Source organism: Luteibacter sp. CQ10, assembly GCF_040900725.1.
In the GTDB taxonomy this organism is placed as follows: domain Bacteria; phylum Pseudomonadota; class Gammaproteobacteria; order Xanthomonadales; family Rhodanobacteraceae; genus Luteibacter.
Genome location: NZ_JAEUYM010000002.1, coordinates 266,256 through 280,027, shown reverse-complemented (window position 1 = coordinate 280,027; position 13,772 = coordinate 266,256). Strand labels below are relative to the sequence as shown.

The window sequence follows — 13,772 nt, the reverse complement described above, 5'->3', positions numbered from 1 at the left end:
TGGCCGGCGGCGTTTGCCGATCTCGCTGAACCGGGCCGGTCCACGGGTAAAAAGTCCTACCGGCACCTCATCCCGCGTTTGCTAAGCTTCCTGTTTTGGTCGCGCGGGCGGGATCGACACGGATGCAGCAACCGGACGACAAGCGCAGGCACAACGAGGCGGCGGGATCGCTGCCCATCGCGTGGCGACGCGCACTCGGCGTGGCCGGGCCGCGCGCGTCCGACGAGCGTATCGTGCTCGGTTTCTTCCTCGAGGGCGTCAACGACGACCACGAGCCCGCCGCCCGCCTCGACGTGGCGCCCGTCCTCCTGACCGTCGGCGCCGACGGTCGCCATACCCGGCCCCTGCCTCTCGACGCCCGGCACCTGCACGAGACCACCCTGACGGTCACCGAGAAGCGCCTGGCCGCCACCGTGCTGGGCTTGCCCCAGACGCTGCGGAAAAGTCGCAGCTACGCCCGCTTCGTCGGCATGCTGGGCGATCACCTGCTGGCCGACATCCTCGATAGCGCGCCCTGTTTCTTCGGTGGCGTGGCCGGCCTCCAACTCACCCGCGGCAAGCCGCAACCGCTGACCTGGCGCTGGCAACTGGAAAAGGACGGCAGCCAGAAGCTGCTGCCCGCCGTTCCCCCCAGCCGGCGGCTCTTCCGCATCGGCACGCTGTGGTTCCTCGATGCCGAACATGCCGAGGTGGGCCCCCTGCAGGGCGATCCGGCCGAGAGCGACTGGCTCGACCTGCCGCCGCTGCCGCCCGAGAGCACGGCGGCGTTCCGCAACGGCCTCGCGACCACCTCGATGGCCGGGCGCGTACCCGTGCCGCAGGTGTTCGGCGAGTTGCGGCGTGCGGAAGTCTCGCCGCGCCCGGTGCTCACGCTGCACGCCTTGACCCGCCATGCGCGGCTGGCCGCGGGCACGCCGCCGCTGGCCTATGGCCGCCTCTCGTTCGACTACGCGGGCGAGCGCCTGCCCAGCCGTGGCGGTGAGCCGCTGGTGCGCCGCGTGCGCAACGGCACCCTGCTGGAAATCGCCCGTCGCCGCGCCGAAGAACTTGCGACGATGGAAACCCTCGAAACCGCCGGCCTGAATCCGGCCGTGGATACCGAGGGGTTGCCCTGGGACATGGCCGATACCTTGCCCGACGATGCATGGCTGTTTCCCGGCAAGGGCTACGCCGGCGCGCTCGAGGTGAACACGCCCGCGCGCTGGCTTGCGCTGCGCACGCGGCTCGAAGTCGACGGCTTCCTCATCGATTACGCCCCGAGCTTTCCCTTCGAAGTGCTCGAAGGTCCGGTGCACTGGTACGGCCAGGCCAAGGAAGACGACGCCGACCGCGCCTTCGACCTCGAAATCGGCATCGAGGTGGAGGGCCGCCGGGTAAACCTGCTTCCCGCCGTCGCGCAGGCGCTGGCCGAACATCAGTTGAGCCTGAGTCCCGCGCCGGGCGAGGCGGAAGACTCGGTCTGGTATGCGCCGGTCGACGAGCGTCGCCGCGTGCCGGTTCGGCTGAAGGAACTGCGCGACCTGCTCGCGCCGCTCGCCGAATACCTGGAAAAACCCCGGCAGCAGTTGCATCTGCCGCGTGTGCAGGCCGGGCGCCTGGAGGAACTCGTCCAGGCATTGCCCAGCGGCGGGTCGTTCGAGGCGCCGGAGCGCCTGCGCGGTTTCACCCGCCGGCTGCGCGAGGCCGCCGAGCGTGCGAGCGACACGGTGCCCGAAGGCATCAACGCGACGCTGCGCGGTTACCAGCGCGACGGCCTGCGCTGGATGAACGCCCTCGCCGAGGCCGGCACCGGCGGCGTACTCGCCGACGACATGGGCCTGGGCAAGACGCTGCAGCTCATCACCCATCTGCTGGCGCTCAAGGACAGCGGCGCGCTCGATGCGCCGGCACTGGTCGTGGTGCCCACCAGCCTGGTGCCCAACTGGGTATCGGAAGTGGCGCGTTTCGCACCCAGCCTGCGCCTGCTCGCGTTGCACGGTCCGCAGCGTGCGGAAACCTTCGCGCGCATAGCCGGGAACGACGTCATCCTGACCACGTACGCCTTGCTGCCGCGCGATGTGGAAACACTGAAGAAACAGGCCTTCTCGCTGGTGGTGCTCGACGAGGCGCAGCAGGTGAAAAACCCGCGCACGCAGGCGCGTCGCGCGCTGCTCGCATTGAACGTGCCGCGTTGCCTGTGCCTCACCGGCACGCCGCTGGAAAACCACCTGGGCGAGTTGTGGTCGCAGATCGACCTCGCGGTGCCCGGCCTGCTCGGCGACGAAGGCGCCTTCCGGCGCCACTATCGCGTGCCGATCGAGAAGCACCAGGATGCCGCCTGCCAGGAGCGCCTGAACCGTCGCATCGCTCCCTTCATCCTTCGTCGCACGAAGTCGCAGGTGGCCTCCGAGCTTCCGGCGAAGACGGAAATCACCCGCCGCGTGGTGATGGAGTCGCGTCAGCGCGATCTCTACGAAAGCCTGCGGCTCTCGCTCGCCGAGGAGTTGCGCGAGGTGATCGCCCAGCGCGGCATCGCGCACAGCGGCATCGTGGTGCTCGACGCGCTGCTGAAGCTGCGCCAGGTCTGCTGCGATCCGCGCCTGGTGAAACTGGAGGCCGCGCGCGGCGTGCGCGAATCGGCCAAGTTCGAACTGCTCATGGACATGCTGCCGGCCCTGCTCGCCGAAGGCCGCCGCGTGCTGCTGTTCAGTCAGTTCACCGAAATGCTTCGCCTCATCGCGCACGAACTGGATCGACGCCGCATCGCCTACGTCACGCTCACCGGCGAAACCCGCGATCGCGCCGAGCCGGTGCGGCGTTTCCAGGACGGTGAAGTGCCCTTGTTCCTCCTGTCGCTCAAGGCCGGCGGCGTGGGCCTCAACCTCACCACGGCCGACACGGTGATCCATTACGACCCGTGGTGGAATCCCGCGGCCGAAGCGCAGGCGAGCGACCGCGCGCACCGCATCGGCCAGGACAAGCCCGTCTTCGTCTACCGCCTCATCGTCGCCGGCACGGTGGAAGAGCGCATCGAGGAACTGAAGGTGCGCAAGGCCGACCTCGCCGATGCCGTGCTCGAAGGCGGCGGCACGCGCGAGCGCCTGAGCTTCGACGAGAACGATCTGGATGCGTTGCTCGCGCCTTCGATCTAGTCGACTGCGATGACAGTTTTTTGTTGGAAAATATTCGGGATACGATCGCAACTTGCTTGCCGCGTTATAGAGAGTGTTGGACATGGAAGAACCGGACGCGCATTGGGAGTCGGCAGAAACCCTGCGCACCGAAGCCGATCAGGCTGCCTATTTCAATACCTGCCTGGATAATGATCCTGGTGATGGACGCCTGGTGCGATTGGCCCTGGAAGACATTGTGCGTGCTCGGGCGATGAGCTCTGCATCGCAGAAAGTTGGACTGCCGGACGATGTGCTCTGCGAGTCTCTCGTTGCGGAGAATGGACTGAAATTTTCGGCTTTCATGCGCACGATAAGTGCGCTTGGCTTTCGTCTTCGAGCGACTCAACGGGTTCATCTGGCAGGCGATGATTCACCTTAGAGCAAGAATATTCTCAAGTACATTTGCCTCTGGATAAGAGAAAATTTACTGCGCGGACGTCCCACGTGCATTGGTAGCCATATTCGTATGGCTTTGATGAACTCCTTATGGAGGTGAAACGTGCGGACGAACCGAAGTGTGAGTTGTATGGCCCTCATGGCGCTCTCCGTTTCCTCATGGACGACGCAGGCGCATTGGGGGGAGTCGTGTTCCGCGGATCTCCCCATGCCTCCGGAAAAGATCGTCACCGGTTTGGGTGGGGGCGTGGACGATCTGGTCCACAGCGGATACTCGATTCAATGGAGAACGAGGGATGTGGATCGTAAGGGATGGAAGATTCAGTATGGAAACTCGTCTTCCGTCGATGTGCTCAACAAGGTGATGACCGTTCTCTCAGGGCAATCGGTGTCTTACACCACGTCGCACTTTTCGCACGAGGTGGGACATGCGACTAGCAGCTTTCGAGAGGATCTGACGTCGCGCGATGCCTACATACGAAGTAGGTGCACGGACGAGGGTTTTGCTCTTGGCGTGAATATCGTTGCAAGAAAGGAAATCAAACATTGCGCCGGTGTCGATACCGGGGTGGTGTCGGCGGACGTGCCGTACTTCACGGATTGGTTTGCTTCAATGGCCAATAACCCTCCTGTCCTTTACGGCGACTTCGGGTACGCGTTTTGCGAGAGGAACATTGAATCCGTATCCGGCAAGAACTATCTTGACTATTACGGCGACTGGTATGACGCGCACTATATGGCGCGGGGGCCTGAAGCATCGGGTTTTGCAACGGATCCCTTCTTTGACAAGCTGGACATGATGGCCGGCCAGGCGCGTCGAGGCATCGAATACCTGCAAGACGTGTGGCCGGGCGCTGAAACGCTGGTGCGCTCCAAGACCTTTTCGCGAAGTTTCGTGGGGGGATCGTCGGCATTCGTTCCCGGTGTGACGGTCGTCGACTCCGAGATCAGGGTGACATCGCTGGATACGTCGAAGTTGCTGTTGGCGACGATGAATGTCGAGGGACGCTGCGTCAGTCTGGAGAGCGTACGCGCGAGGTATCCGTCGGCGATCATGATCGACTCGCCGACAACGGGCGACCCTGACGACAAAGGCTCGTGGTCCGTCTTCGGTCCCTGGGGGCAGCTCGGTTTCGGATTCGCCTATAAAAACCCGAAATGCGTGGCGAGCGTGACGTTCAATCCGAATGAATCCGCACCGGAATGGGCGGCGGACGCATTGTAAAGACGAGACTCGGCGATGCCCGGCGCACGGCGCCGGGCATCTTCCACATCAGCGACGCAGCGGCGTGCCGCCGGCTTCGACGATCGCCAGCGCGGCGCCGCCGATGAGGCCGGGTTCCGGATTCATGATGGCCTGGGTGGGGACGTTTTCCATCGTGTCGCGGAAACGGCCCTTGGCCTCGAAGCGTTCGCGGAAGTGTTTCTGGATCCACGGCAGGAGGATCGGCGTCATGCCGCCCGTGAGATACACGCCGTCCCACGCGCCGAGGGTGAGCACGAGATCGCCGGCGACGCTGCCGAAGATGCCCGCGAAGGTTTCCACGGCGCGGGCGCACATCGGGCACGAGCCGTCGGTCGCTCGGCGGGTGATGTCCTCCGGCGTGATGTTCTCGTCGGCCTTCTGGCCAGAGATCTCGCAGATCGCCGTGTAGAGGTTGGCCAGGCCCTGGCCGCTGATCAGGCGCTCGTTCGACACGCGGCCGTACTTGAGGTTGAGCACCTTGAGGATTTCGATGTCCTCGGGGCTGTGCGCGGCGAAGCCGGCGTGGCCGCCTTCGGTCTGCAACACGCTCACCTTGTCGCCGCGGATCAGCAGGCCGCCGACGCCCAGGCCGGTGCCCGGGCCCACGACCACGAAGGTCTGCTCGTCCTTGGCGCCGATCTTGGGCGCGTCGACGGTACCGACCTTCTCGAGTTCGTGGTGGCCGTCCTTGTCGACCACCTTGTCGGGGCTCATGAGCATCACCGCCATCGACTGCGCGGCGAAATCGTTCACCAGGTGCACCCACTCCAGGTCGAGTTCCTTCGCGAGCTTGTGCGCGGAGATGGCCCAGGGATTGTTGGTGACCTTGACCGTCTCGCCGCCGTCGATGCGGCCGGCGGCGGCGATGATGGCGCGCTGCGCCTCATGGCCGGTTTCCTTGAAATACTGCTTGGCGGCATCGGCCAGGGAGGGGTAGTCCTTGACGTGGTAGCGGCGGATGCTTTCCTGGATAAGCGGTTGATCTTCCTGGGGATGAGCAATGCCGAAGCGCACATTGGTGCCGCCGAGGTCGGCGAGCAGGGTCGGCGCCGCGGCGCTAACGTTGGCCATGTTGGAAAACCTGTCGTGTCACGGGGATAGCCCGGAAGGGTGCCTCGGGCGAGGGCTCGCGTCCAGTGACGATTTCCTTCAGGCGCATTTCACGAATGCCATGCCGCCACTTTGACGTAAACGTTTACGTCGGCAGAATAGCCGATTGTCCGGCACCTTGCAGGCGTCGGACCCCACGGGAGAGCAGGTCATGGCAGCGGTTCGTCTGGACAAGGTGCGCAAGGTCTACCCGAACGGGCACGTGGCCCTGAAGGAGGCCAGCTTCGAGATCGCCGACGGCGAATTGCTGGTGCTGGTGGGGCCTTCGGGCTGCGGCAAGACCACGTTGCTGCGCATGATCGCCGGCCTGGAATCGATTACCGGCGGCACGATGACCATCGGCGACCGCGTGGTGAACGACGTGGCGCCGAAGGATCGCGACATCGCCATGGTGTTCCAGAACTACGCGCTCTACCCCCACATGACCGTGCGCGAGAACCTCGGCTTCGGCCTGCGCCTGCGCGGCACGGCAAAAGACGAGGTCGAGCGCCGCGTCGCGGATGCGGCGGCCATGCTCGGCCTGGAGGAGCGCCTGGACCATCGGCCCGCCGCGCTCTCGGGCGGACAGCGCCAGCGCGTGGCCCTGGGCCGCGCGATGGTGCGCGACCCGGCGGTATTCCTGCTCGACGAGCCCCTGTCGAACCTCGACGCGAAGCTGCGCCTGTCCACGCGTGTGGAAATCGCACGCATCCATCGCCGCGTCGGCGCCACGATGGTCTACGTCACGCACGACCAGATCGAGGCGATGACGCTGGGCCAGCGCATCGTGGTGCTGAACGGCGGCGAGGTGCAGCAACTGGACACGCCGATGAACCTCTATCGGAAGCCGGCGAATCTCTTCGTGGCCGGATTCCTCGGCAGTCCCGCGATGAACCTGTTCCACGGCACGCTGCGCCGCGAAGACGGCCTGCGCCTGGCGATGAAAGACGGCGCGATCAGGCTGGGCACGGACGCGCCCGCGCTCGCCGCCTACCTCGACAAGCCGGTCGTCGTCGGGCTGCGCCCCGAAGACCTGCTTACCGTCGACGACCATGCGGGCATCGACGAACGCCTGCGCGCGCACGTCGAGGTGGTGGAGCCCGTGGGCAACGAAATCTTCCTCAACATGCGCCATGCGGGCGAGGAGCTGGTCGCGCGCGTGCCGCCGCAGTCGGCGGTGACGCCGGGAGCGGATGTCGGACTCGGGTTCCATGCCGAGCGGTTGCATTTCTTCGATCCGGAGACGACGAGACGTATCGACGTGGGCGGCTGAGGCTTGCCTTGCGCTTCGCCGTGGGCACCGGCCTGCGGCGGTGGGTCCGGTTGTCGCGACATGCGCTGGCCTGCGACGCTTTGGCACCCTCGCGATCGACCCTGGGGAGTAAAATGCCCCGATCGCCACCGAACAGGCAGCCTGTCATGAGCTTTCCCGCCGTCCGCATGCGCCGCATGCGTCGCGACGCCTTCTCCCGCGCCCTCATGCGCGAGAACGTGCTTACCGTGTCCGACCTCATCATGGTCGCCTTCGTCGTCGACGGGTCCGGTGTGCGCGAGGCGGTGCCATCCATGCCGGGCGTGGAGCGCCTGTCCATCGACGAGCTGGTGAAGCTCGGTGCCGAGTGCGTCGAACTGGGCATTCCGGCGCTGGCGCTGTTTCCCTCCGTCGGCACGTCGGTCAAGAGCGAGGATGCCCGCGAGGCATGGAACCCCGATGGCCTGTTCCAGCGCGCCACGCGTGAGCTGAAAAAGCGCTTCCCCGGCCTGGGCCTGATCGGCGACGTGGCGCTCGATCCCTACACCACCCACGGCCAGGACGGCCTGATCGATGCCGACGGTTACGTGATGAACGAGCCCACCGTCGAGGCGCTCATCAAGATGTCGCTGGCGCAGGCCGAGGCGGGCATGGATTTCATCGCGCCGTCCGACATGATGGACGGTCGCATCGGTGCCATCAGGGAAGCCCTGGAAGCGGCCGGCCACATCCATACGCGCATCCTCGCGTACTCGGCGAAATACGCGTCCAGTTTCTACGGTCCGTTCCGCGATGCGGTCGGCTCGGCCGCGAACCTGGGCAAAGGGAACAAGCACACCTATCAGATGGACGTGGGCAACAGCGACGAGGCGCTGCGCGAAGTCGAGCTCGACCTCGCCGAGGGCGCCGACGTGGTGATGGTCAAGCCGGGCCTGCCGTACCTCGACATCGTGCGGCGCGTGAAGGATGTCTTCGGTGCGCCCACCTTCGTCTACCAGGTGAGCGGGGAGTACGCGATGATCAAGGCCGCGGCGCAGAACGGCTGGATCGACGAAAAGGCCGTGGTCATGGAATCGCTGCTCTCGATGAAGCGCGCCGGCGCGGACGCGATCCTCACCTATTTCGCCATCGACGTGGCCCGTTGGCTGAAAGCTTGAAGCACCCATGCCCGGCAGGAGCCGATTCATCGGCGAAAAGCCGATGGAGCGATGACGCGGGGGCGGCCCGATCGCCGATGAATCGGCTCCTACCAAGCCCGCTTCGCATGACATAATCGAAGGCGATTTTGCGGGGAGTCGCTGGATGGACGGTCATCACTTTCTCGAGACGGCAGTCGTCTTCCTGCTGGCGACGGTCATCGCCGTTCCGCTGACCAAGCGCTTCCGCCTCGGCGCGGTGCTCGGCTACCTGCTGGCTGGCGTGGTCATCGGTCCGTCCGTGCTGGGCCTGGTCGACGATACCGAGGGCGTCGCCACCATCTCCGACTTCGGCGTGGTGCTGATGCTCTTCGTCATCGGCCTCGAACTTTCCCCGTCGCGCCTGTGGGTGATGCGTCGCGCGGTGTTCGGCAGCGGCAGCCTGCAGGTCGTCGCCTGCACGACGGCGCTGGGAGCCATCGGGTACTTCCTCTTCGGGCTCACCTGGAAGGCCGCGCTGATCGTGGGCGGCAGCCTGGCCCTGTCGTCCACGGCGTTCGGGCTGCAGATCCTCGCCGAGCGAAAGGAGGCGGGCACCGTCTACGGTCGCCAGGCCTTCGCCATCCTGCTCTTCCAGGACCTCGCGGCGATTCCGCTCATCGCCGCGGTGCCCCTGCTCGGCGGAGCGCTGGCGCGCGACAGCCACGCCCCCGATCCGATGATGGCCCTGCGCGTGGTGGGCACCATCTTCGCGGTGATCGTCGGCGGCCGGCTGCTGTTGCGCCACGTGTTCCGTTTCGTGGCGCGCGCCAAGAGCACGGAGGTATTCACCGCCACGGCCCTGCTCGTGGTGATGGGTACCGCATGGCTGATGGAGGTGGCGGGCATCTCCACCACGCTGGGCGCGTTCCTCGCCGGGCTGCTGCTCGCCGATTCGGAATACCGCCACGAGCTCGAGTCGAACATCGAGCCGTTCAAGGGCCTGCTGCTGGGTCTGTTCTTCGTCAGCGTGGGCATGTCGGTGGACCTCGCCCTGCTGCTTGCCAAGCCCTTGCTGGTGCTGGGCATGGTCGCGTTGCTGCTTGTCGTGAAGGCCCTCCTCATCGTGCCGTTGGGGCGGCTGGTGGGGGCGCTCACGCGCGCCGATTCGGTGCGCCTGGCCGCCGTACTCGCCAGCGGCGGCGAGTTCGCCTTCGTGATCCTCAACCTGGCCCAGCAGAAGCGTCTGATCGACGACAGCCAGCGCGGGCTGATGGTCATGGCCATCTCGCTGTCGATGGCGCTCACGCCGCTGCTGGTGCTGCTGGCCTCGCGCATGGTCCGCGAGCGCGTGCGCAAGCCCGATCGCGAGTTCGACCAGATCGAGACCGACGCGCCACGTGTCATCATCGCCGGTTTCGGCCGCATGGGGCAGATCGTGGCGCGCATCCTGCGCGCGCAGGACATCCCCTTCGTCGCGCTGGAAAGTTCGGTCGAGCAGGTGGAAACCTCACGCCGCTTCGGCGGCACGTCGCTGTTCTTCGGCGACCCCGCGCGGCCGGAAATGCTTCGCGCGGCGCAGGCCGACAAAGCGCAGGTCTTCGTGATCGCCACCGACGATCCCGAGGCGAACATCCGCACGGCGCGGCTCATCCGCCGCCAGTATCCGCATCTGAAGATCGTCGCCCGAGCGCGCAACCGCCAGCACGTGTTCCGCCTGATGGACATCGGCGTGGAAGATCCGGTACGCGAGACGTTCTTCTCCAGCCTGGAGATGACCAAGCTCGTGCTCGAGTCGCTGGGCATGGCGCCCGAGGTGGCGTCGAGCCGCGTCGAACGGTTCCACGCGCACGACGCGCAGGTGCTGCGCCAGCAGTACCTCGTCTACGACGACGATGCCGCCCTGGTGCAGACGTCGAAGGAGGCGCTGCACGACCTGCAGCAGCTGTTCGAGGCGGATCTTGCCGAGGAGCGCGAGCGCGACGGCGGGAAGTGATCGCTGCGTAGGGTTCGCCGATACGATCGGCTCCCACCCCTCCGGTAGCGAGGTTGCCTACCGAAGGGTGGGAGCCGATCGTATCGGCGAATTCAGTCCGGTTGGGCCGGCTGCCTCAAGGTCTGCCGCACGCTCGGGATCGCCCCGGCGCGTACGCCCAGTTCGTGCGCGATATCCACGTAGCCCAGGTGCCGTGCCACGTCGCCCGCCGTGCGGCCGAACGCATCCGCGGCATGGCGGTTGGCGCCGCGGGTGAGCAGCACGCGCGCCGGCGCGAGCAGGGCGTGCATGGCGCTGGCATGCAGCGCGCTGACGCCGCGGTGATCGGCGTGTTCGACCGATGCGCCGGCATCGAGCAGTACGGGCACCAGGGCGCCCAGGTGCGTGGCGTCGGCGCCGCTGCCCGGACGCATGTGCGAGCCGAGCAACAGCAGTAGCGGTGTGGCGCCGTCCTTGTCGGCCTTGTTGACGTCGGCGCCGCGACCGATCAGTACGTCGAGCAGGCGGCGTGCGCGCAGGCTGTCGTTGCTGCCGAAGCCATACTGCGCGGCCGCGTGCAGCGCGGCATGACCGTGGGCGTCTTCGGCGTTGACGTCGGCACCGGCGCCGAGCAGTCGCTCGACGATGTCCGGATAGCCCATCGCCGCGGCGATCATCAGCGCGGTGGCTTGGCCGGGCAGCCGCTGGTCCGCGGCGACGCCCCTCGACAGCAGCAGCTCGACGACGGCCTCGCGGCGCGCATTGACCGCCGCGGCCAGCGGCGTGATACCGGAGACGGCCTGGGCGGAGGCATCGGCGCCCGCGTCGAGCAGGCGTGCGACCACGTCGCGATGCCCGGCACCGGCGGCGCGCAGCAATGCCGTGGCACCCTGCGCGTCCTGCGTATCCACGGCGAACCCCCATTCCAGCAGGCGCTCGACCGCGTGCAGGTCGCCCGCGGCGGCAGCGGCGGGAAGGTCGTCGGCGCGCAACGGACGACGCGGCGGTTGCCAGGAGGGCCAGCTCAGCCAGCGCTCGACGTCGCCGCGACCGATGCCGATGCCATAGGGCGTTTCGCCATTGACGTCGGCGGCTTCGGGATCCGCGCCATGGGCGACGAGCGGGCGCACGAGGGGCAGCGTATCGCCGCCGTGTTCGAGCGCCGCGTGCAGCGGCGTGCGGCCGCCGCCATCGCGGACGTTCGGGTTCACGCCGCGGGCGAGCAGGGCGGCGAGCACGCGCGGCTGGCCGGTGGCGGCGGCCATGTGCATAGGCGTGCGTCCCCGCGTGTCCGCGCCGAACGGGTCTGCCCCTGCCTCGAGCATGGCCAGGGGCAAGGCATCGCCGGTCCCGTCGAGGCGGCAGATGGCCTGGCCGAGCAGGCCGGCCCCGGCGGGCGTGGCGCCAGCGCGAAGCAACTGGAACAGGGCGTCGGCGGAATGAGGCAATTGTTGGATCAGGGCATCGAACAGTCGGCGCCCGGGCGATCCGCCGCCGTCCGGCGAGGCGAGCCGCGCCTCGGCGGCCAGGCCGTGGTCGAGCAGCCATGCGCGAGCGGCGTCGAGGCCGGGGCCGGCCAGGTCGACGTAGAGCGCGGCGAGCTCGTGCGCGGGCCACTCGCGTACCTTGGCGGTGAAGGTGGAGGCGACGGCCCAGTGGCCGAAGCGCAGCGCGTCGTGCAGATGGCTGGGCGAATCGGCACCCGCTTCAGGAGCGACGGATTCGCTCAACGACGTGGGCAACGGCGTATCGGGATCGAGCAGGGCGACGAAATCCCAGCGGCCCGCGGCGGCGGCGTGGTCGAGCGCGCTGCGGCCGTCCGCCCCCGGTTCTTTCGGTTGCGCGCCCAGTGCGAGGAGCGCGCGCACGGTGGCGGCCTGCGCCCGCGGCGATTGGCAGGCGAGCGTAAGGGCATCGCGTCCGTGCGCATCGCGCGGCGATGCGTCCGCCTCGGCCTCGGCCAGCAGTTGCACGATGCCGTGCGCACCGGCGCGCGCCGCTTCCATGAGGGCGGTGGTGCCGTGGCGGTCGGCGAGGTTGGGATTGGCATGCGCCTGCAGCAGGGCGCGCACGATCTGCTCATGCCCTTCGGCCGCGGCGGCGATCAGCGCGGAACGGCCGACGGGGTTGACCGCGTTGACCGATGCCTTGTGGCGCAGCAGCACCTTGATGCCTTCGGCGTCGTCGTCGGAAATGCCCGACGCCGCCACGAGGGCGGGTTCGGCACCGACCGGCGCGGGCTTCGCCCCATGCTCGAGCAGGAAGCGAACGAGCGTCCAGTTGGCGGCCCGCGCGGCAACGGCCAAGGGTGTATCGCCCGCGGCGTTCACGGCGTCCACGGGCGCACCGGCGTCGACCAGCATGGCCGCCACCGTCGGTTCCGCGCTGAGCACCGCCCCATGCAGCGCGGTGTTGCCCTCGGCGTCGGCAAGCGTGGCGTCGGCACCGTTGGTGAGCAGGGTGAGTACCGCGTCGGGGCGGCCGTGCCAGCTGTCACGCGACGCGGCGAGCAGGGCGGTGACGCCGTTGTGCGTCCGGTCGACCTGCGCACCACGTGCGATCAACGCGCGCAGCAGGCGGATATCCGGGGAGAGCGCGGCCAGGGTAAGTACCGGACGCTGGTCGCGGTCGCCCGGCTCGGCGACGGTGTTCGGGTCGGCGCCGGCTTCCACCAGCGCCACGGCGCGGGCCACGTCGCCCGCGCGAATGGCGGCGAGCAGTTCGCGCTCGCGTACGCCGGGCTGGCTTTCTTCCTGGCTAAGTACCGGGATCGGCGCCGGTGCGGGGGGCGCGCTGGCGACCGGCGCGGGCTCCCTGCGCGGCTCGGCGCGAGCGGTGCGGATATGGCCACGGCGATCGCAAAGCAGCGCGCGCAACGTGCGGTTGGCGATGAGCATGCAGCCCAGCGGCAGCAACACCACGGCGTAGAAGCCCAGCGCGGCGATGCGCATTTCCGACGGCAGCACGCCGTACAGACCCGACAGGGCCACGGCGCAGAACGCGAGCACCAGCAGGCTGAAGGCCGAGGGCAGGAAGTGCGAGAAGAAGCGCTCCTCCGCGGAAAGGTGGCGACCGAAACTCGCCGAACGGGCGACCGCGGTGAAGATCCAGGAGCCGTTGCCGCTGTCTTCCGGATAGGCGTCGTCCCAAAGGAAGAGCAACCCGAACGCCGGCCAGGTACGCCACAGCGCGGCCAGCGCCACCACCAGCGTGGCTGCCAGCAACAGCGCCGCGCCGAGGCTGGGTGCCTGGGTGAGCTTGAGCAGCGGCCAGGCCACGAGCACGAACACCACGAACGTATACGCGGTGAAGATCACCACGTGCGCCGCGCCGCGCCGCAGTACCGTGCGCAGATAGCTCGGCTCGGGATCGAAGCCGATGGCGTGGCACACCGCGCCCATGGCCAGGGCGTTGGCGAGCAACAGCGGGATCAGGGCAAGCGGGGAAGCGGTGAGTCCGGCGCACGCCACGGCGGCGAGGGCGGGAAGGAACCAGGGCAGCGCCTTGATCAGCGGTGGTCGACGACGTTTGGGATTGGCCATGCGCG

General features: G+C 67.7%; 8 protein-coding genes. 6 read left to right on the top strand and 2 right to left on the bottom strand.

Annotated elements, in window-relative coordinates; genetic code table 11:
- Positions 1 to 122: 122 nt before the first annotated feature.
- The 3 genes from JNG39_RS10120 (at position 123) to JNG39_RS10110 (ending at position 4,773) form a co-directional block, all read left to right on the top strand.
- Positions 123 to 3,131 carry a DEAD/DEAH box helicase gene (locus tag JNG39_RS10120; protein WP_368311194.1) on the top strand — a complete coding sequence of 1,003 codons (3,009 nt, stop codon included), beginning with the start codon at positions 123 to 125 and terminating at the stop codon, positions 3,129 to 3,131.
- A gap of 82 nt (positions 3,132 to 3,213) precedes the next feature.
- The gene (locus tag JNG39_RS10115; RefSeq protein ID WP_368311193.1) at positions 3,214 to 3,531 is read left to right on the top strand and encodes a DNA-binding protein; all 318 of its coding nucleotides are present in this window, start codon (positions 3,214 to 3,216) and stop codon (positions 3,529 to 3,531) included.
- Positions 3,532 to 3,756: 225 nt separating this feature from the next.
- Positions 3,757 to 4,773, top strand: coding sequence for a hypothetical protein (locus tag JNG39_RS10110; protein WP_368311191.1), 1,017 nt, complete (start codon positions 3,757 to 3,759; stop codon positions 4,771 to 4,773).
- A gap of 48 nt (positions 4,774 to 4,821) precedes the next feature.
- Here the strand turns inward: JNG39_RS10110 and glk are convergent, their stop codons facing one another.
- Positions 4,822 to 5,865, bottom strand: coding sequence for a glucokinase (gene glk / locus JNG39_RS10105; RefSeq protein ID WP_368311190.1), 1,044 nt, complete (start codon positions 5,863 to 5,865; stop codon positions 4,822 to 4,824).
- A gap of 190 nt (positions 5,866 to 6,055) precedes the next feature.
- On the opposite strand from glk, the gene JNG39_RS10100 reads away from it, so the two are divergent.
- The 3 genes from JNG39_RS10100 (at position 6,056) to JNG39_RS10090 (ending at position 10,246) form a co-directional block, all read left to right on the top strand.
- Positions 6,056 to 7,156, top strand: coding sequence for an ABC transporter ATP-binding protein (locus JNG39_RS10100; protein WP_368311188.1), 1,101 nt, complete (start codon positions 6,056 to 6,058; stop codon positions 7,154 to 7,156).
- Positions 7,157 to 7,302: 146 nt separating this feature from the next.
- Positions 7,303 to 8,292 carry a porphobilinogen synthase gene (hemB, locus tag JNG39_RS10095; protein WP_368311187.1) on the top strand — a complete coding sequence of 330 codons (990 nt, stop codon included), beginning with the start codon at positions 7,303 to 7,305 and terminating at the stop codon, positions 8,290 to 8,292.
- A 145-nt stretch (positions 8,293 to 8,437) separates the two neighbouring features.
- Positions 8,438 to 10,246, top strand: coding sequence for a monovalent cation:proton antiporter-2 (CPA2) family protein (locus JNG39_RS10090; protein ID WP_368311185.1), 1,809 nt, complete (start codon positions 8,438 to 8,440; stop codon positions 10,244 to 10,246).
- Between the two features lie 92 nt (positions 10,247 to 10,338).
- On the opposite strand, the gene JNG39_RS10085 is transcribed toward JNG39_RS10090, so the two are convergent.
- Positions 10,339 to 13,767: an ankyrin repeat domain-containing protein gene (locus tag JNG39_RS10085; protein WP_368311183.1), complete on the bottom strand. Its 3,429-nt coding sequence runs from the start codon at positions 13,765 to 13,767 to the stop codon at positions 10,339 to 10,341.
- Between the last annotated feature and the right edge of the window lie 5 nt (positions 13,768 to 13,772).